General features: G+C 31.6%; 16 protein-coding genes. 3 read left to right on the top strand and 13 right to left on the bottom strand.

Going from position 1 to position 21,340, the window contains the following annotated elements:
* Positions 1-7: 7 nt before the first annotated feature.
* Positions 8-613 carry a DinB family protein gene (locus Q0856_RS08580; protein WP_298478903.1) on the top strand — a complete coding sequence of 202 codons (606 nt, stop codon included), beginning with the start codon at positions 8-10 and terminating at the stop codon, positions 611-613.
* A 116-nt stretch (positions 614-729) separates the two neighbouring features.
* Here Q0856_RS08580 and Q0856_RS08585 read toward each other — a convergent pair whose 3' ends face one another.
* Together Q0856_RS08585 and Q0856_RS08590 are read right to left on the bottom strand one after the other, a co-directional pair.
* Positions 730-2,103, bottom strand: a complete 1,374-nt coding sequence (locus Q0856_RS08585) for a DUF5689 domain-containing protein (RefSeq protein WP_298504169.1) — start codon at positions 2,101-2,103, stop codon at positions 730-732.
* Between the two features lie 12 nt (positions 2,104-2,115).
* The gene (locus tag Q0856_RS08590) at positions 2,116-4,815 is read right to left on the bottom strand and encodes a TonB-dependent receptor (protein ID WP_298504172.1); all 2,700 of its coding nucleotides are present in this window, start codon (positions 4,813-4,815) and stop codon (positions 2,116-2,118) included.
* A gap of 150 nt (positions 4,816-4,965) precedes the next feature.
* Here Q0856_RS08590 and Q0856_RS08595 point away from each other — a divergent pair, with 150 nt between their 5' ends.
* A complete protein-coding gene (locus Q0856_RS08595) occupies positions 4,966-6,006 on the top strand; it encodes an endonuclease/exonuclease/phosphatase family protein (protein ID WP_298504176.1) in 1,041 nt (346 codons plus the stop codon).
* Between the two features lie 2 nt (positions 6,007-6,008).
* On the opposite strand, the gene Q0856_RS08600 is transcribed toward Q0856_RS08595, so the two are convergent.
* The 8 genes from Q0856_RS08600 to uvrC all read right to left on the bottom strand — a co-directional run bounded on the left by Q0856_RS08600 (position 6,009) and on the right by uvrC (position 18,487).
* On the bottom strand, positions 6,009-6,446 hold the full coding sequence (locus tag Q0856_RS08600) for a hypothetical protein (RefSeq protein WP_298478890.1): 438 nt from the start codon (positions 6,444-6,446) through the stop codon (positions 6,009-6,011).
* A gap of 89 nt (positions 6,447-6,535) precedes the next feature.
* Positions 6,536-9,262, bottom strand: a complete 2,727-nt coding sequence (locus Q0856_RS08605; protein ID WP_298478887.1) for a TonB-dependent receptor — start codon at positions 9,260-9,262, stop codon at positions 6,536-6,538.
* A 169-nt stretch (positions 9,263-9,431) separates the two neighbouring features.
* Positions 9,432-11,069 carry a glucose-6-phosphate isomerase gene (pgi, locus tag Q0856_RS08610; RefSeq protein ID WP_298504178.1) on the bottom strand — a complete coding sequence of 546 codons (1,638 nt, stop codon included), beginning with the start codon at positions 11,067-11,069 and terminating at the stop codon, positions 9,432-9,434.
* Entirely contained in the window at positions 11,050-12,339 is a 1,290-nt protein-coding gene (locus Q0856_RS08615; protein ID WP_298504180.1) for a peptidoglycan DD-metalloendopeptidase family protein, read from the bottom strand. Before Q0856_RS08615 ends, pgi begins: the two co-directional genes overlap by 20 nt.
* Positions 12,340-12,341: 2 nt before the next feature.
* Positions 12,342-13,310 (bottom strand): tryptophan 2,3-dioxygenase family protein, encoded by a 969-nt coding sequence (locus tag Q0856_RS08620; protein WP_298478878.1) that lies wholly within the window; start codon positions 13,308-13,310, stop codon positions 12,342-12,344.
* Between the two features lie 7 nt (positions 13,311-13,317).
* Positions 13,318-14,097 (bottom strand): DUF3108 domain-containing protein, encoded by a 780-nt coding sequence (locus Q0856_RS08625; protein WP_298478876.1) that lies wholly within the window; start codon positions 14,095-14,097, stop codon positions 13,318-13,320.
* 325 nt (positions 14,098-14,422) lie between these two features.
* Entirely contained in the window at positions 14,423-16,687 is a 2,265-nt protein-coding gene (locus Q0856_RS08630) for a patatin-like phospholipase family protein (protein ID WP_298504182.1), read from the bottom strand.
* A gap of 9 nt (positions 16,688-16,696) precedes the next feature.
* A complete protein-coding gene (uvrC, locus tag Q0856_RS08635) occupies positions 16,697-18,487 on the bottom strand; it encodes an excinuclease ABC subunit UvrC (RefSeq protein ID WP_298504184.1) in 1,791 nt (596 codons plus the stop codon).
* A gap of 570 nt (positions 18,488-19,057) precedes the next feature.
* Between uvrC and Q0856_RS08640 the strand changes: the two genes are divergently transcribed.
* On the top strand, positions 19,058-19,627 hold the full coding sequence (locus Q0856_RS08640; protein ID WP_298504186.1) for a 5-formyltetrahydrofolate cyclo-ligase: 570 nt from the start codon (positions 19,058-19,060) through the stop codon (positions 19,625-19,627).
* On the opposite strand, the gene Q0856_RS08645 is transcribed toward Q0856_RS08640, so the two are convergent.
* The 3 genes from Q0856_RS08645 to Q0856_RS08655 all read right to left on the bottom strand — a co-directional run bounded on the left by Q0856_RS08645 (position 19,624) and on the right by Q0856_RS08655 (position 21,340).
* Positions 19,624-20,262 (bottom strand): lipoprotein signal peptidase, encoded by a 639-nt coding sequence (locus Q0856_RS08645; RefSeq protein WP_298504189.1) that lies wholly within the window; start codon positions 20,260-20,262, stop codon positions 19,624-19,626. The genes Q0856_RS08640 and Q0856_RS08645 overlap by 4 nt on opposite strands.
* Before the next feature lie 35 nt (positions 20,263-20,297).
* A complete protein-coding gene (locus Q0856_RS08650) occupies positions 20,298-20,855 on the bottom strand; it encodes a DUF4097 family beta strand repeat-containing protein (protein ID WP_298504192.1) in 558 nt (185 codons plus the stop codon).
* A gap of 101 nt (positions 20,856-20,956) precedes the next feature.
* Positions 20,957-21,340, bottom strand: a complete 384-nt coding sequence (locus tag Q0856_RS08655; protein WP_298478857.1) for a TraR/DksA C4-type zinc finger protein — start codon at positions 21,338-21,340, stop codon at positions 20,957-20,959.

Raw genomic sequence — 21,340 nt, forward strand, 5'->3', positions numbered from 1 at the left:
AAATCTCATGAAAAAATTAATTATTCCTTTTATCCTATTTTCTTTATTGGCATTTAACGTAGCTCCCGATACCATTTCTAAAGCGGAAAGAAAATTTGGAGTTGCTGAACTCGAAAAAACACAAAAACATTTAAAAAACACCATTAAAAACTTATCCGAAGAACAAATAAATTTTAAGCCAACTAAAGAGTCTTGGTCCATTGCAGAATGTTTAGAGCATATTACTATTTCGGAAAATACTTTTTCAGAAATGTTAACTGGATCATTAAAAACGCCTGCAGATCCAACCAAAAGAGGTGATGTAACTATGTCAGATGATAAACTACTTGCTTTTATAACAACTAGAGACACCAAAGTTAAAACTTCAAAGTCTTTTGAACCTTCTGGTAAATATGGTTCTTATGAAGAAACTTTGACCAACTTTAATTCGAAAAGAAAAGAAAACATAAAGTTTATAAAAAAAACAAAAGAGGATTTACGAAACCATTATGGTAAATTACCATTTGCCACTATTGATGGTTTTCAAATCTTGATTTTCATGTCTGGACATACAGAAAGACATGTAAAGCAAATGAAAGAAATTAAATCTCATAAAGATTTTCCCAAAAATTAATTTTATCTTAAATATTATATAGGCATCTCTTTTAAAAGAGGTGCTTTTTTAATTTCAAAAGAATACTTTTCAAAATTTCCCCTTATAAATATATACTTTCTTATTGGAACAAAATATTAATTATGTTTTCCAGGAGTATAATCGTCAGGAGCCATTTGCGGGTTATTTATAGTACCACTACCCCCAGTATCATTAATAATTATCCATTCCGAGGGTGTATAAATAGAGTTGCCTTTTAATACATTAGATCTTCGCAATGCCCGCCCATCTTCAAATTCATGATTTGTATCAGAACCATCTTGCCCTACAACCCCAAAAACATCTATTATAGTTCCAAAAGGGTCTAATAGAATAAAATTATCATCTCCATTAGAATCCGCTGGACTATTAGCTCCAACTTCTAAATCGGGTAAAAAACCGTAAATAGAATTAAAATATTCCGCATTTGGTGCTAAAATAATAGTACTATTTGGCCGTATTTCTAAATCCGATAAATCCACTTCAGAGCTAATTTCTGTATTACTATTTGTAAATCTTTGAAGTAACCACCCCTTTAAAGATATTACTGTTTCACTTGCATTATATAACTCTATATACCGGCCTGAACTATTATTATCAGGATCTGCCAATTCAGAGATTAAAATAGCTGTGGATGTAAACTCACCTATATTATCTTTACAGCGTTCTAGAGTAAAGTCAATATCATCTAAACTTCTAATAATTAAATAGTAATTTTTAGAATCTCTGGATAGTACACCTGTAATAGAACCTCTTAAGCTTGGTATAATTTGCTCTTGAAAATTGGAATATCCACTATTAAGAACAATTATTCTGTTATCCTCACAATCTTCTAAAGTACGTCCTGTTTCTCGTTCTTTTTCTGCAAAACTTAAACCCAATATCTCTTTGGAGAACTCTATATCGTTAATAGTAATTAGTGTATTTAAAAGAGCATTATTTATTTCTGAAATAGTAACCAATTTAGGTTTTAGTTCTTTAGTCTTTGTACAAGATATAAACAAATGTTGTTTTAAAGATAGTGCTGGTAACCTTCCTATTGATATGTTCCCAAAAGAAGTAAAGACACCTCCAATTTTGTAAAGTCCTTTATTTTTTCCAAAATAAAGTCCTTTCAGTTTTATCATAATTTTAGAACCTACAGGATAGAACAAATGAGAATCTTGAAGTTCTATTTCTATTTGTATTCCATGCTCTGCACTTTCATATTTATCCTGACAATGTAAAACACTAAAAAAATTTCCTTCTTTATCAGATGATACTACAATGGCTTCTAAAATAAGATCTTCTTGAATTTGAAATATCTCATCTTTATATTTATTTTTTAAATCTTCTATTGTAATATTTGGTTTTAAACCATCTTCGCATAACCTATTTGGAGTATCAAAGTTTTTATCTGTTACGCAATTACTGCACAATAAAAAACACCCAAGAAAAAGAATATATATTATGTCATTCTTTATAAAACTCATTCTACATCCCTATTAAAAACTTATTGCGAAATTTAAAAAATACGTTCTTCCATAACCATACCAATATTTTGGCGCAAAAGAAGGAGAACCGCTTAAATTATCTTTTTTTAATTGTCCGTAATTACCATTTCTACTTTGCTCATAACCTCCCGTACGGTATGAAGAATTAAATATATTATTTAGACTTACAAAAACACTTATATATTTCCCATTCCGAAGCCATGATTTTCCTCCTATAGCATTTAAAAGATAGAAATCATCCAAAGGCTTTTGAGCTAACAAACGTTCCACATTTTCCTCAGTTGCATCTGCAAATTTTTCTCCTGTTTCCGGATCTAAAGAAAAGCTATCTGTACGTGTTATTGTAGATATATTTGCGTAATTATCCCCCATATAATTAGCGCTTAAACCTACCCACCAATATTTAGGGTCTCTATAATCAATTCCCAGTGCTAATGCCTTTTGCGGACCTTGCGCCAGCCTATAATTTTTTAATTTAGCGCTTCCCAAATCTATTCTACCAATAGTATTTATTAATTCTTCTTCTGCATCTGCTGTATCAAAATTTATGGATACATTTGGGTTACTAGCATAGGTATACTTTGCTAAAGAAAGTACTCCTGTTAATCGTACAGAAGAAGATAATTGATACTCCAGCCCTATTTCTGTTCCTAAATGTAATTTATCTACTCCTGTTAATACTTCTTGCACAAAGTCCGACCCAACACCGGCATCTACATAAAAAAAGTTAACATCTGTAGTATTCCGAAAAAGTGTATGGAAACCTGTAATTCTAGCCGTAAGTTTAGGTAAGCGAATAAAATAACTCATATCTAAACTAGTTACTTTTTCTTCTTCTAGGTTAGGCACTATTAAATTATTTTCTCTAGGGTTAATAAATATGTTTTGTAGGGTAGGCGGTCTCTCTACAATAGCTCCCTTTACAGTAATCCAATTTCTACCATTAAACTTATAAGTAAAACCCATTTTTACACTAATAGTAGAAAAAGAAGTTTTTTCACTTTTCCCTAAAGATGAGGTTATAAAACGTTGATTTTTAAAAAGACCTTCTCTTTGAAAGTTCGAAACAGCATAACTACCAGTAAAAAATGCATTCCAATTTTTGGTTTTATATTTTAATTGCCCGAACGCTTTAATTTTTGATGCATTTATAACATAATTATAATTAAAAGTATCTCCCTCAACCCTCTCATTATTTCCATCTACGTTATTGAGAGTACCTGAAAAAGCATCAATATCTCTATGAAAATTAGCTCCTAAAAGATCTTCTATTCTTGCATAATTAGTAGAACGCAAGTTTTGATAAAATGCTCCTAAATCCAAATGTATCTTCTCATTAATATCGAAATTAGTAACACTATTCATTACTAATCTCTTATCCTTTATCACATCATTATACAAAATATACGAAGCTCCGGATAAACTATTTAAATTTGCTGTATACAAATTATCCCAATCTATCTGAGGGGTTAATAAAAAATCTTCCTTTGCCTTATTAGCACTATAGAAATTAGCTCCAATAGGGCTATTTATGTAAAAGCTTGGTAAATATCTATAATATGTTTTATATGGGTTAGGAGCATTATAATACCCTAATCTACTTTTTGAACGATCACCTAACTGATAGAATATGCCAGTATTTATTTGTAGCTTCTCTTTTTTATAAAAATGATTAAATAGTAGTAGCGGTTCTTGAATTTTTCTTTCTCTAGAATTGCGATTTTTTCCATTCTGATTTCCCCAATACGGGTTGTATTTATTGCTTGTCATATTAAAAACCTCTTCTGTTATTGCCGAGGAACTTCCTCTTCTATTGGAGGCTAAAAAAGCAGTAAACAAAAAATGGTGGTTCTTGTTTAGTTGGTATTCCAATGCCCCAAAAACAGAAAAAGCGTCGTACAAAGTACCATTAGCATATCCGCTTTTAGCCCATCTTCTGGAACTAGATATACTATACGTAATACCTTTATTATTTATTCTAGAAGTATATGTTGCCATAAACCTACCACTATATGTTCTATTAGATGTCGAAGAAGATAGCCTTAACCCAGACCGCATATTAGAGGGTCGTGTATCTATATTTGTAGTTCCTAGAATTCCCCCAAAAGTAGAAGAAGCTGGTGCCAAACCAAATGAAAATTCTTGATTTCTGGTTACATCGTTCAGGCCTCCCCAGTTATTCCATTGCGGTCTTCCGTCTATTAACTTATTCATTGGTAATCCGTTAATTAAAACTTCTCCATTTTGAGAATCGTAACCTCTGACTCTAAAAAATGCTTGTCCAAAATCGAATGCTGCTCTATTTAAAAAAATATCTTTTGTAGCTTGTAAAATCCCGGAGGTAATAGTCTCTCCCTGATCATCTGCCAAATCTGAATCAGTTAATGAAATTAAATTAGTGCTCTTTTCGGCTCTAATATCGGGCTCTAAATAAATACTTCCTAAATCTAAGATACCCTTGGGGTATACTATCGGAATATTCTTAGTTACATAATCTTTCGCTACAATTTGTAAAATTAGGTTTTCTCTGTTTTTTAAGATAATTTGAAAAGTACCATTTTCAGCAGAAAACGTAGAATTACCAGTTCCTACGATTTCAATAAAAACATTTTTTATTACATCCTTATTCATCGAAGATTTTACAATTCCTACGACTTTTGAGTGCTCTTGAGCTCCCAAAAATTGTAGCATAAGAAAACCGAGCGAAAAAAGAAAATATCGCATGTTAGATTGGTATGGTTAGTATCAACTTATATTAAATATAGTAATAATCAGATAAATATGTATGAAAAATCTTTAATATAAATAATTTATCGATATTTATACACCAATATTTAAATTATGAATTATAGGTATATTCTCTTATTCTTTCTGATATCTTATAATAGTTTTTCTCAAAATAAAAACAACTATCAGATACGTACTATAGCCTTTTATAATGTTGAAAATCTTTTTGATACTCTGAACGATTCTCTAAAAAGGGATGATGATAGAACTCCTAATGGAAAAGACCAATGGACAAAAAAACGTTATCTAAAAAAAATAGAAAACACCTCTAAAGTAATTACAGAAATAGGTGCAAAAATTACAAATACTTCTCCTGATATTATTGGATTATGCGAAATAGAAAACTTGCAAGTCATAGAAGATTTAATAAGCCATCCTAATTTAATAACAAAAAATTACGGCATAATACATTTTAATTCCCCTGATGAGCGGGGTATTGATGTGGCTCTCCTTTATAAAAAGAATATTTTTCTGCCCGATGCCTTTGTAAGTCATAGATTGTTATTAGAAACTAAAGAGGGATATAGAGATTACACTAGAGACCAATTGGTCGTAAGTGGTTTTTTAGATAATGATAAAATTCATTTTATTGTAAACCATTGGCCTTCTAGAAGTGGCGGAGAAGTTCGTAGTAAACCAAATAGGTTAGCTGCTGCAAAACTAAACAAACGAATTATAGATTCAATTTCTAGAACAGAAGTCTTACCAAAAATTATTAGTATGGGCGATCTCAATGATGACCCTACGGATGATAGTCTTAAAAAAATATTACGCACCACAGGTAAAAAGAATAAACTAGAAGATGGTGACCTATACAATCCTATGGAGAAACTGTATAAAAAAGGAGTAGGTTCCTTAGCCTATAGAGATAAATGGTTTCTGTTCGATCAATTTTTCATGACTAAACCTTTAACTGAACCTATAAATAAGCAATATACTTTTTGGAAAACTGGTGTATATAACCCTACATATTTGATTACACCAAACGGAAGATACCAAGGATACCCATTGCGAACTTACGCAGGAGGAAGTTATACCGGTGGGTATAGTGACCATTTCCCCGTATATATTTATTTAATTCGAAAGATAGAATAACATTAAGCCAACCATTGACCCCAAGGGATTCTGCTCAATATAAGTACCAAACCTAAACCGTAGAATATAGCAATGCTTTTAAATTTTTTATCTCCTTCTACAAACTTTTTATGACGAGACCAGCCAATTGTAATTAATACTAAAGCAATTATATTTATAAAAGGGTGTTCTACAGCTAATAACCTTGCTGGAGCATTTAAGCCACCCATTCCTAACGCTTGTATTGCTTTTAAGCCATTTGCAGAAACGAAATACAGTATTAAACCTACCAAAAGTTGAATATGACATAAAATCATAGCAAATAGGCTTAAACGCAAGTCTTTACCCATAGTAAATATTTTTTTGCCAACTAAGCCAATAATAGCGTTAGCAACTGCTAAAAATAAAACTGCTAATGCAACATAAGCTAAATAAGAGTGTAACGTTTTTACAATTTCCATAGTAATTATTTATTCGATAAAAATAGTGAATTTTCGGCATAAAAAACCCTGCTAAAATGCAGGGTTTAATTTTATGTAAAAACTTTTGTTTAAAAGTTAAATCGAACACTTGCGTTCCATGTTCTTCCAAAACCAAAGAAAACTCTATTACTAACATTGATACCATCATAGGTTTCATCACCAGCTTCTGCAAAATCATTTGTATCGGATTCAGCAATATAAGTTGTATCAAATAGGTTATTTACATTTACTCTAAAATTTAGTGCGTTTTCTCCTATAGGCAATTTGAAAGAAACACCAGCATCAGTTAAGCCAAAAGAAGGAAGTTTCAATGATCCGTTCTCATCGATACGAGTAATATCGAAATCAGCATATAAGTTATCCGCATAGCGATATCCTAAATCCACAGCTAAGTTTTCTAATATATTATAATTCACCCCCATCGCAGCAGTAAACTGAGCAGCATCACCTACTTTAACTCCATCTAAATTCAAAACTTGGGTTTGCTCTACACCGTCAATAACAATAGGGGATTGATCGTTGTCAAAAAATGTTGCAGTAATGTTATCTTTATACTCCCAGTTACCGATAGAGACCATACCGGTAAATGATAATTTATCACTTGCCTGTAGTCTTGCATCGAATTCTAACCCTGAGTGCACTTGTGTAATACCCAAAATATTTCCTGTTCCTCTAACCTCATCAGGTTCGCCTCTATTAAAAGTAGCTGTAACATTATCAAATCTATCTTTCCAACTAGTTCTATACAAGTTTACATTAGCTCTGAATTTTGAACTTCTATATCCATAACCTAATTCAAAACCAACAATTATTTCATTCGTTAAATCGGGGTTTAGACTATTGCTAAAATTTAAATAAACAGCATCAAATAAAGGTTGTTTTGAATAATACCCAGCATTAGCAAATAAATTGTGGTTTTCGTTAATATTCCAATTTAAACCACTTTTTACATTACCACCAAGAATGTTTTCGAAATCTGTTTTTTCTGGAGGTGTTTCTCCAAAAAACTCTTCACGAGCAAAACCTTGGTTCGATAAGGCTCCTTGTATGAAACCAGTAACATCCTCTGTAAAGTTGTACTCAACTTGAGCAAAAACGCCTAACCAGTTTACAAAGCCAGTATTATAATAATCTATTTTTTCTTCATCATCAATATTACTAAAGACCCACCAAGGAGCGTCGCCAGCATAAGTTTCCGTAAACAGGTTTGATGCTCCTTCACCTAAAGGGTTATTACGATCATCTGTTTGCTGATAAACATCACCTCCTAATAAATCATTTACTCTACGATAGTGAAATCCTTTATATTTTCTGATATCTACCCCAAAATCTATGGTTAATTTATCGCTTATCCGATTGTTAAAATTAGCTAGTAATCCATACCAGTTATGAGAATTTATAGATGACCTTCTAGTAATACCATTAGTGTTATTTTCATTTGGGTTTCTATCGCTATTATTAACATATTGACCATCAATTTGTTCTCTGGCGTTACCTCCATTAAAATCGGCTACAACTGTTCCACTATTGAAGGCCTTAATATCGTCTACCCGTATTAAACCATCTGCTGTTCTTGGCAAAGCAAATTGTCTTCTGCCTCCAATTTCACCAATCTCTCCTAATGAACCACCACGACCGAAAGAAGCATATGCGTTAGTTTGTAATGTTGTTTTACTACTCAATTCCCAATTCCAACTTAAACTAATAACTGGTTTATGATAAAAATTACCCGCAAACGTGTATTCCTCTCCATCTAAACGTCCCCAACTCTCATTATACCTTCTGTTCGGTTCGCCATCGCCTTTTCCATATTGAATCTGCTGTTCAATAGATGTTGCTCGACCTCTTCTATTGTGCCATTGTGGCGCTCCAGTTACCATAAATTCTAAACTATGATCTCCGCTTGTATAACCAAGTCCTACAAAGAAATTATACCCTTCGAAATTAGTACCATCAGCATACATATTACCACCTGTTCTACTTAAAAGTAAAGAAGTTGAGAAACCGTTTTCTAAAATACCTGAAGAATAGGATGCCAATGTTTTAACATAACCATCATTACCTACAGTAGCACCGAAAGAACCCCCTTTTGGGTTTTGCGATGTTTTTGTAACAACATTTATGGTACCACCAACAGATGATACTGCAAGTTTAGACGACCCCAAACCTCTTTGCACTTGTATAGCAGATGTTACATCTGAAAGTCCGGCCCAATTACTCCAAAAAACTCTACCATTCTCCATGTCGTTTACAGGAATACCATTTATCATTACCGCCGAATTATTTGTATCAAACCCTCGAATGTTCACACGGCCATCTCCAAAACCACCACCAGACTTAGTAGCGTAGATAGAAGGGGTTGTATTCAATATTTCTGGAAGTTCTTGAGACCCTAACTTTTCTTGAATTTCAGCGAATTTAATTGTAGAAACTGCGACAGGAGTCTTTCTGTCTTTAGCAATATCCTGAACACCAGTTACAATAACCCCCTCCAGCTCCTCTGCATTTGGTTCTAAAGAAATAACCCCAATACTACCTGTTGAAGTAAAAGGAACTTTTTTGCTAACAAAACCTATATAAGAAACCACTAAAGTTCCAGAGTTTTCAGAAACTTCGATTGTAAAGTTACCATCAAAATCTGTCGATGTTCCATTTGTTGTTCCTTGAACTATAACACTGGCACCTGGTAACGGAGAGTTTGTACCTTCTTCTAATATTGTTCCAGAAATAACTGTTTGTGAAAATGCAACAGCAGTCATTAAAAAGGCTGCTAATGCGATGTACATTTTTTTCATTTTTCTAATGTTTGAATTTATCATTATTGTGCAAATGTGTAGCATTTTTTTATGCTTAGCATTAACACAACGTTAAATTAGTCATGTCAAATTTAACATAATTTTATCATAAAAAAAGCTTGTAACCTTATAAGTTACAAGCTCTTAATAAAATTAATTATTTATGTAGTTACTTCTTAAATTTTTGCAGTAACTGCAAAGTTGAAGTGTCATGTTTAGCTATTTCTGAACCTTCTATATCTTTTAAAATAGTTCCTGCTAGTTGTTTCCCTAATTCTACCCCCCATTGATCATAACTAAATATATTCCATATAACACCTTGGACAAATATTTTATGTTCGTACATAGCTATAAGAGCTCCTAATGATTTAGGAGTCAATTTTTCTATAAGCAAAGTATTGGTAGGCTTATTACCACTAAAAACTTTAAAAGGAAATAATTTCTCTATTTCTTCTAGAGATACATTCTTTGAATCTAATTCTTCCTTAACTTCTTCCGAAGTTTTACCATTCATTAATGCTTCTGTTTGCGCAAAGAAGTTTGCCATTAACTTGTTATGATGATCCGTTTCTCCATATAAAGACTCCTTAAACCCTATAAAATCAGCAGGAATCAATTTTGTTCCTTGGTGAATTAACTGAAAAAAAGCGTGCTGCGAATTTGTTCCCGGCTCTCCCCAGATAATGGTTCCTGTTTGGTAGTCTGTTGCATTACCACTGCGATCTACACTTTTACCATTACTTTCCATTATTCCTTGCTGTAAATAAGCAGAGAATCTACTTAGATATTGCGTATAAGGGATAATGGCTTCTGTATCTGCTCCATAAAAATTATTATACCACACACTTAATAAGGCAAGTACCACTGGTATGTTTTTATCAAAATCTTCGTTTTTGAAATGTTCGTCCATCTCATTTGCTCCTTGTAGCAAAGCATCAAAATTATCGTACCCAACGGCTAAAGCTATAGAAAGACCTACGGCACTCCAAAGAGAAAAACGACCGCCAACCCAATCCCACATAGGAAATACGTTTTCTTCTGAAATTCCAAACTCAGCTATTTTTTCTGCATTTGTTGAAACGGCAGCAAAATGTTTCGCTATATCTTCTTGTTTTCCGTGTTTTAAAAACCACTTTTTTATGGTGGTTGCATTACTCAATGTTTCTTGGGTAGTAAATGTTTTAGAAACAATAACAAAGAGTGTAGTTTCTGGATTTAACTCCTTTATAACCTCATGAACATGATCCCCATCTACATTACTAACAAAGTGTAATTTTAGATGGTTTTTATAAAATTTTAAAGCCTCTGTTACCATTGCTGGTCCCAAATCTGAGCCTCCTATACCAATATTTACTACATCGGTAAAAGTTTTACCCGTAAAGCCTTTTGCTTCACCAGAAATAATAGTTTCAGTAAAACTTTTAATATGTTCTTTTACTGCATACACTTCTGGAATTACGTTTGTTCCATTTACCAGTACCGAATCCGTTTTTTTAGCCCTTAAAGCAGTATGCAAAACGGCTCTTCCCTCTGTCTCATTTATAAGGTCTCCGGCAAAATATTTATCAATAGCATCTTTTAACTCTACTTCTTTTGCTAATTCTAGTAACAAATCTAAAGTCTCCTGCGACATTCTGTTTTTAGAAAAATCTACTAAAAAATCTTCCCAATGGATTGTATATTTTGATGCTCTACTTGCATCACTAACAAATAACTCTTTTAATGTATTTTCTTTATTTGTATTAAAGTGCTCCGTTAATTTTTTCCAAGCCTTAGTTTCTGTAGGGTTAATTTTTTGTAATGCCATTTTCTTGGTTAAGTGTTACTAGTTCTTCTTCTGTTTTTGGATAAGCTGTTTTGTCCAGTTGTTCTTTTTTAGCACTAATGAATTTAAAATAATCTGCTCTAAGTTCTTCTGCTAATGGTTCTGCTAATGGTAATTCTTCTTTTAACGGATCTACCTGTCTTCCGTTTCTCCAGAAACGATAACATACATGAGGCCCTCCAGTATTTCCCGTCATTCCAATCCAACCAATAACATCTCCCTGCCTTACAAATTGGCCTTTTTTAACATTCTGGTTTTTCATATGAAGATATTGCGTAGAATAGGTTCCGTTATGCCTAATTTTAACGTACTTACCATTTCCTCCTCTTCTGGTAGATTCTGTAACAGTACCGTCTGCGGTTGCCATTATAGGCGTTCCTATTGGCGCTGCATAATCTGTTCCTTTATGTGGCCTAAGTTTATAACCGTAATACTTAATTCTTCTTTTTAAATTGTACTTAGATGATATACGACTAAATTTAACTGGTGCTCTTAAAAATGTTCTTCTAAGATTATTGGCTAATTCATCATAATAGTCTACCACATTTTTTAAAGAATCACTTTCATATGCAAAAGCGTATATTGGCCTTCCATTATGCTCAAAAAAAGCAGATTCAATGGGCCCTGCACCTGCATAAATAGAATCGTTTATATATTTTTCTTTATAGATAACTTTAAACTTATCTCCTTTTTGTAATCGGAAAAAATCTATGGTCCATGCATATACTTCTGATAAATTATTGGTTACATTGTAATCTATTCCTTGATCTAATATAGCTTCAGATAATGAAGATTCTATTATGCCTGAAGCCACTCTTTCTACACATTTAACCTCTTTCTTATCTGTATAAGCAATTACACTATCTCTTAGATCTACTACTGTATAATTAATACGATCATTTTCATAAATAAATACCTGAGCTGCTTCTAATGTATCTTTGGATTTTAATATGGTATATGGTTTGCCAACTCTTATTTTACGAACATCGAAAGTATCTTTATACTCCTGAGAAATTTTATAAATTTTAGGATACTCTACATGATTTTCGAGCATTAGCTCTCCGAAACTATCCCCATTTCTAACGGTATCTCGATGCACTTTAAAGTTTTCGAAATTAAAACCAAACTGTTTAACTTCTACTTTTTCTACTTTCTTAATTTCTTCTTTTTCAACTAAAGAATTTATTTCTTTCTTATCCTTACAAGCAATGATAACTATCAATGCCAGTATTGCGCCCCAATATTTTTGCATTATTATTTATTATTTTTTTCTGGATTAAATATATGGTTTACCCATTCTTTACCCCAATCTTTTATTTCTTGATTTGTATATATGGTTGGAAAAAAAATTACTTTTTGAAAACTAGGCGGCAAAAATTTCTTCCAATTGGTGCCTCCTGTAGCGTCTATATTTTCCTTATCTTTTCTTAAATACCTATGTGCAGAACCCATATGCATTAATGGCCAATTTACATTAGCGTTCAAATCTAAAGTTTTTAATGCTTTTATTAACTCTTCGTTTTCTCTATCTTCTTTTGAGAATTGTAAAAATTTATGACAAATAGTACTGTCTTTTACTTGTTTAGCTATACGTATTAAACGAGGGGTATATCTATATTCAAATTGCTTTAGAGTTAATGTCTTTTCTCCAGTCTCTCTATCCGTAGCTCCCCTTTTCCAATATATATTTTCGTAAAGTTCTTCTATACTATTTTCCGAAGAAAATAAATCTCGTTGAGAATGGTGTACCAAATTTTCCATTGGAGTTGCATATAATTCAATCATTCTATATTGCGCAGATTGAAAACCACTTGCTGGCAGAAGCGCCATCCTATATTTTAAAAATTGTTCTCTTTCCATTCCTTTAATCATAATTCCAAAGGAAGAGATAAGAGCCTTGTAATAGTTATTAATTCTATTTACTCTATCAATAAAAAAAGAAACATCTTGAGATTTATCATCTACTAGTTGTTTCTGTTCGTGTAAAATTAATTTAAAATATAACTCTGTAATCTGATGATACATTATAAATATTTCCTCGTCTGGGAAATATGTTTTTGGAACCTGTAAACTTAATAAAGTATCTAAATGAATATAGTCCCAATAGGTTAAATAACGTTGGTAGAGCAAGCCGTCTAAATAAGCACTGAGATCCTGACCGGAGTCTTTATATTTTTCTTCTAATTTAGAAATTTGGGAATCTATCTGCTCTTTATTATCCATTATTACGTTAATCCATTATTATTTTAAACTGGTGCTTAAGACCATTATAACCATCTAAATCTGCTTTAATAGAACCTACTGCTAAATCTGCTTTAATACGAATAGGTATTCTATTATCATCATTCGAGACCCAAAGAGATAAACTTTCTTGCTCTTTAAATATTCTTCCAGATTGTACTAAAGGTCTAAATTTAAGACATTCTACTTTTCCGTATTTAGTTTTTACTATTTCCTTTCCTAAATACTTCAATTTAAAATTGAAAACTCCATCGTCATCAAACAACATTTTTAACGTTAAAGCCTCCCCTTTTACCAAATCTGAGGGGTCATAATTATTTCTAAGATAATAGAACGCAGATAATAAATCTTGTATACTATCCTGAAGATCAAAATTAAGCTTTTTCTTGTTCTTTTTATCGTTTAATATTGCCTGATCTTTTTCATGATCAAAATTTATCTCCACATCTTTCTTATAACCACCTTCATTTATCTTTCTTATAAAACGATAAGGCTTGCCATCTTTTTTATCAAAATAAGTTTCATAAGTATCGTCTACCTTAAAAAAAATACTAGCAAAACCAGTAGTTTCTCCATGACCAATAACATGATAAACGGGAACATTGTTAATTTTAGCAGATTTTACTTGTAAGGTAGCATAACTTGCATTTAGAAAACCATAGTGCATTCTAAATTTTAACCACTCTCCCGGTTTAAATGCAGATTCTTCTTTTTGAGCACTACTCAAAAAGCTAATAGATAGGCATAAAACAAATATAAATTTTTTCATATGTCTTATTATTTGCGTTCTAAAATTATTAATTATTAGCACATCTTAATAACTAGTAACAATTACTTAAACAAAATTTGTTCCAAAGTATTGCATAAAAAAAGCCCAGTTTTAAAACTGGGCTTTTCCTAAATAACCAACCAAACTTTAAATTATGAAAAACCAATACTTAAAGTTACAAGGGAACCACCCCTTATGGTTACAAATTTAGATTAAAGAAAGTACCTAATAGCAGTCTTTAACTTACTTTAACTCTTCTGTTAACAGTTATTGGTAAAAACGGCTGTATTTTAGGTTTTTTTTAAGAAATATAAGGTGTTTTTTGTTAAAACCAGTACCCTAAACTAATAAATAAGTGTCCTTTTTTTCCTTCTGGAGACCATGAGTACATTAATTGAATTGGTCCAACAAAAGATTCTAAACCATAGCCTATGCCATAACCAGAAAAATTAGGAGTTGTAAACCATTCGCCAGTTCTAAAAATATCATCTTCTACATTAGCGTAATTCGCAGCGAGCAATACATGATTTTTAGGAGCAATTTCATAATCCAATCTTGCATACGCTTTTACATAACTATTCCCTGGTAAACTTAAAAAATCGTATCCTAAAAATGGCGTAAAACTATTAATAAGATTACCTCCATAGCCGCCTAGAACATAATCAAAAGTTGCAACAGTAGAAGTTCCTAGCTTAAAACCACCATCTGTTTCCACATTTAGGGCTAACTTTTTTGTTATAGGCCAAGCCGCACCTATTCTTGCCTTTGATATTGAAAATTCTTTAAAATTTCCCGTAAAATCCGAAGACCATAAATAAAAATGAAAATCACCATTAAAATTTAATCCTTTGGTTGGAAAATACCTATCATCATATGTATCAAAAACTAGTTGACTGTAGGCACTTAAATAATTGCTTTTTTCAAAAACGGTTCTTTTATCCGAAGAGGTAGAAAATGTTGCACTTGCAATAGGTTGATTGTCTGATAATGTTCTTGTACTATATTTTAAAAATTTGTGCTCTACTCCCAAGGTAAAGGAGAGCTCTTCCTTAAGTACAGTTTGCACATATATTTGGTTTGTTAAATCTGTTACATCTATATTTATTCTATTAATGCTTGAAACATCCATAACATCATAATTGTTCTGAATTAAACTAAAGTCTATCTCTTCATCAAAAGCATTAAATCTTGAGTTAAACCCAAAACTCCAATAAGTTCCCTTATCAATATAATATTGCATATTATACCTTACATTATCTCCTAATATAAAATCAAAGGAGGCTACATCATCTTTAGTTAAAAAATTCTTACGCGTAAGATTAATTATTGCGGCACTCTTATACAAATCATCATAATGAGCCCCCAATCTTATAAAAGTTTTTGTTGGTTTTTCTTCTAAATTTAAAATAAGATCTTGTCCTATTCCATTTTTTAAAAGCTTAAATCTATTGGTGTGAAAATTACCTGTAGCAGATAAATTGGAAATACCTTGTTGCAACTTATCAAAAGTTATTTCTTCTCCCATAGAAAATCTTAACTTTCCTTTTACATAGCCTCTTGAATAATTACTACTCCCATCTATAATTAATCTACTAACTATTAAAGTATCTTGTAAGGTTGTTTTTTTTATTACTTTTTTTCTTTCTAATTGATTAAAAGCAAGTGTCTTAAGCTCAGAAAACTTTTTTATTGCTGCATTCTTACCTGTTTCGATTATAGCTTCTTGTTTGCCAAAGTCCAAAACAGAATATTCTGCAATGTTAGGTTTAATATAAACATCTGTTTCTTCAGACTTTTTTTGCATATCTGTAGCCGCCCTATAATTACTAATTTGAAACAAAACTTCCGTGGCGGACAGTAATTCATCCCTAGCAGACAGTCCATGTTGCACATCTACACCAATAACTACATCTGCTCCTAATGCTCTTACTTGGTCTATAGGGTAGTTATTGACTATACCCCCATCAATTAAAAGTTCTCCTTTTACTGAAGCTGGTTCAAAAAGAGACGGTAATGTACCACTTGCCATAATGGCTTCTGGCAAATAACCCTTATCCAGAACAACTTCTTTTCCTGTTTCTACATTTGTTGCGATACAAACAAAAGGTTTGGGCAAATCTTTAAAATTTTCAACATCTTTTACATGATATAATAAACGTACAAATTCATTATAAATATTTTGTCCTCCAGAATATGCTGTTGGAACAGATATTTTAAAATTATTAAACGGAAGTGTTATGGCATACCTTTCTGAATCTTCTTTTTCATAAAAAGTTTTGGCACTTCTAGGAAGGTTATCTTGTATTAAGTTACCCAAACTAGTATTTCTAAAAATGGAGTCCAATTCCGTCGCAGAATATCCAGAAGCATATAAAGCTCCTATTATTGCCCCCATACTGGTACCACCAACATAATCAATTTTTACACCCGCTTCTTCAATAATCTTTAATGCTCCAATATGCGCCAGACCTTTAGCTCCGCCCCCACTTAAAACCAAACCTACTTTAACATCTTTACGTATTGCTACATCTTGCCCATTAGCAAAATTTGCAAAAAGGAACACCAATAATATAATTACTAGTTTACGCATAACAACACCTTATTTATTAAAGGTTTTAAATATTTTTTTTGCCTTAGAAAAACCAACCGACTCTGTTAATTTTTCCATACTTGCCTCTTTTACTCTTTTTACAGATTTAAAAGTTTTTAATAGTTCCTCTACTGTTTTCCCTCCTATGCCATCAATAGTTTCTAATTCTGAATCTATTGCTGCTTTACTTCTTTTATTTCTGTGAAATGTTATTCCAAATCTATGGGCCTCATTTCTTAATTGTTGAATAATTTTTAAGCTTTCCGATTTCTTATCTAGATATAAAGGGATAGGATCCTCAGGAAAATAAATTTCTTCTAGCCTTTTAGCAATTCCAATAATTGCTATTTTACCCCTAAGTCCCAAAACATCTAAACTTTTTAAGGCGGAAGATAATTGCCCTTTTCCCCCATCAATTACAATAAGCTGAGGCAAAGGCTCATCTTCCATTAATAGTCTCTTATACCTCCTTAAAACCACCTCTTCCATAGAACCAAAATCATCAGGTCCTTCAACAGTTTTAATATTATAATGTCTGTATTCTTTTTTAGACGGTTTCCCATTCTTAAAAACAACGCAAGCGGCAACAGGATGTGTTCCTTGAATATTACTATTGTCAAAACACTCTATATGCCTTGGCTCAACAGAAAGACGAATATCTTTCTTCATCTGCCCCATAATCCTTTTTGTATGCCTGTCTGGGTCTATTATTTTTATTTGATTAAAGCGCTCTTGTCTATAATATTTAGCATTACGCTCTGATAATTCTAAAATCCTTTTTTTATCCCCTAATTTAGGAACCGTTATCTTTATTTCCGGAGCAACATCTATCTTAAAAGGAAGATATAACTCCTTAGACATTAAGTTAAATCGTTGCCGTATTTCTACTATAGCAAGTAACAATAACTCAGCATCATTTTCTTCTAACTTTTTCTTAATCTCCATAGTATGCGATCTTATGATAGATCCATGGGAGAGTTGCAAAAAATTTATATATGCATAAGCGTCATCCGATATAATAGAAAAAACATCTACATTATTAATTTTAGGGTTTACCACAGTAGACTTAGACTGGTAATTCTCTAAAATTTCAATCTTCTCTTTTATGGTCTGCGCTTCTTCAAACTTAAGATCCCCAGCCAAAACTGCCATTTCTTCTTTAAAGTGGCGTAAAGATTCTTTAAAATTACCTTTTAAAATCTCTTTTATTTCTGTTACCTGCCTACTATACTCCTCTAAAGTCTGATATCCTTCGCAGGGGCCTTTGCAATTTCCTAAATGATATTCTAAACATACTTTATATTTACCCGCTTCTATTTTTTCTTTAGATAAATCATAGTTACAGGTCCTTAAAGGATAAACTCCTTTTATAAGATCTAATAAGGTTTTTACCGTTCGTCCACTAGTGTAAGGCCCAAAATATGCTGACCCATCTTTAATTAGTCTTCTTGTACTAAAAATTCTAGGAAAACGTTCGTTTTTAATACAAATCCAGGGATACGACTTATCATCTTTTAGTAAAACATTGTACCTAGGCCTATACTTCTTAATTAAATTATTCTCTAATAAAAGAGCATCGGATTCTGTTGGAACCACTATGTGTTTTATACTATGAATTTTTTTTACTAATACTTTAGTTTTTCCGTAATCATGATTCTTATTAAAATAAGAAGACACTCTTTTTTTTAGGTTCTTTGCCTTTCCTATATATAATATTTTATCTTCCACATCATAAAATTGATATACACCCGGGTTATTGGGTATCGTTTTTAATTGAATTTTAAGTGGAATATCTGACATTGAAAAAATGTAAATTTATTACTAGAATATCTATAGGTTAAATTACTATGTTTTTGAATGATAAACTATCCTTTTTATTTTTTTTTAACGACTTATAATACAACAACACAAACTTTCATCATTTTATCAATTTCATATTTTTTGTAGAGCCGTATTTTAGATATAGTATTTTTAAGACACTGTTTTTAATAATTTGATACAATCGTAAAAAACAAGAAAATTTAAATTTATTTAACATTTTTTGTGTTTTAAAAAGATACGATTTTTAATTTATTGATTTTCAACAGTTTAAATGTAAAAAACACGTTTAAATACTTCTTTTACATAAAATATATTGTAGCCTTTTTCTTATTAAAGTGTATTTCATCGATAAAAAAGTGCATTTAATAGGCATTATAACGATTTTTTTTCTATATTTAGAACATCAAACCCGAACAAACATGGACAGTTATATCATTACATTAGGAACTTATTTAATATTAATGTTGTTTTTTAAAGTTTTCTTTGCAGGATCTGTAAAAGAATAAAAAATACATTAGCTTACCGCAAAACCTATATCAACTACGAAAAATGTTGAAACAAGATTTGCGTAAATTATTTATAGAAAAGAGAGCATCTATCTCTTTACAATCTTTATTAAACTCTAGCTTAACCTTATCTAATAAATTATTAAAATTACCTATTTGGGGTTTTAATAATTATCATATCTATTTACCTATTGAGAAGAAAAAGGAAATAGATACTAGTTTTATACTATCTATTTTACAAGGAAAAGATAAAAATGTTATAATTCCTAAGGTGATAGGAAGTAACCAATTAGAAAATTATCTTTTAACAGATAGCACAAGGTTAAAAACGAATAAATGGGGAGTTCCTGAACCAGTAGATGGGTTTAAAGTTGCCCCTCAAGACATAGATGTAGTTTTTGTTCCATTATTAGCTTTTGATAATAATGGGAATAGAATTGGTTACGGCAAAGGATATTACGACACTTTTTTAAAACAATGCAAACCAAACGTAATAAAGGTAGGATTATCTTTATTCCCTTGCGTAGAAACTATTACTGATGTTTACAAAGGCGACGTGCCTCTAGATTATTGCATTACACCAGAAAAAACATACTTTTTTAATACTCCTTAATCTTCTTGTTCTGTTTTTATTTCTTCTTGGCCAAACGCTTTTTTATTAAACACCAGTAAAATACCTACTCCTGTACTTATAGCCGTGTCTGCTACATTAAAAACCGGTTCAAAAAATCTAAAATTACTTCCACCGAAATAAGGTACCCATTCTGGCCATATTGTATCTACCATTGGAAAATAGAGCATGTCTACTACTTTTCCATAAAAGAAACCGCCATAGGGCTCTTCAGAAAATAGCGTAGCTACATTATTATAACTATCATTAAAAATAACTCCATAAAATAAAGAATCCAAAATATTACCCAAGGCACCGGCGAAAATAAAGGAAACTGCAACAACCAACGTGCTAGAGCCTTTTTTACGAATTACATCATACAACCAATATCCTATTCCCGTTATAGCAAATAACCTAAACACGGTTAATATTAATTTACCAGTTGCATCTGATACTGGCATAATATCACTTAATTTGGCCCCCCAAGCAGCACCTTCATTCTCAATAAACAGAATTTTGAACCAATTAAGTACTTCTACAGATTCCCCTAATGTAAAATGAGTTTTTACATAAATCTTACTAAGTTGATCTATAAACAATAAAATAAATATTAAGACTAAAGACTTCTTTAAATTCATTTGCAATTATTATAAAGTGGCAAAAATAGACATTATTATTTCATTTTCTTTAATCGGATGTTTCCCGTATTAGTTGTTAAGTAAAACTGACTGTCTCCTCTAGGCATTATCTCTTTTTGTACCTTACCATACGTACTATTTAATACAAAATTACCCGCAGCTTTTTTTACTAAAATATCTCCGCTTTGTGTTTCTACATTAATCTCTCCAGAAATATTGCTCAACTCGCACAAACCATCCTTTAAAGAAACCTGCAACTTTTTATAATCTCCAGAAGCTACAAAAGTGCTACTTGTTCCCAAAAACGATACTTGCATGCTTTTGGGTATTGTAACTTGTAGAGCTATAGAAACCACTTTATGCGCGCTAAGCTTATCATTAGGGTTACTAAAAACAGGCTGAAAAATTGGATTTATTTTCATAGAAGAACCTTCTTCCTCTATGGCAATAATTAAATCCTTTTTATATTCCCCCTCAATGGCAGCCTCTACAATTACTTCTTCTCTATTCTCCGTTATAATTTCAACCAAGTAGCAATTAGTTCCTTCAATTTTAATAGACGAAATATTCTTATTTATGATAGACTTTTTCACTAGTTTTTGAGTGTACCCAAAAAAAGAGCATATTAAAATGAGAATACAAATAAATTTCTTAACCATATTACAAAAAAAACGCCCTGAATAGGGCGTTTAAATTATTTTTGCATATTCTTAGCTTCTATACTCAATGTTGCATGAGGCACAAGCTTAAGCCGTTCTTTATTAATCAGCTTACCAGTAACTCTACAAATTCCGTATGTCTTATTTTCTATACGAAGAACCGCATTTTTTAAATCTCTAATAAATTTCTCCTGACGGATAGCTAATTGTGTATTAGCTTCTTTACTCATAGTTTGTGAACCTTCTTCAAAAGCTTTAAAAGTAGGTGAGGTATCATCAGTACCATTATTACCATCATTCATATAAGAACTCTTAAGTAACTCTAGATGACTTTTTGCTTTCACAATTTTCTCTGCTATTAGACTTCTAAATTCTTCTAAATCTTTGTCTGAATATCTTACTTTTAACTCTTCTGCCAT

The sequence above is a fragment of the uncultured Maribacter sp. genome (genome assembly GCF_947496775.1).
Classification (GTDB): domain Bacteria; phylum Bacteroidota; class Bacteroidia; order Flavobacteriales; family Flavobacteriaceae; genus Maribacter_B.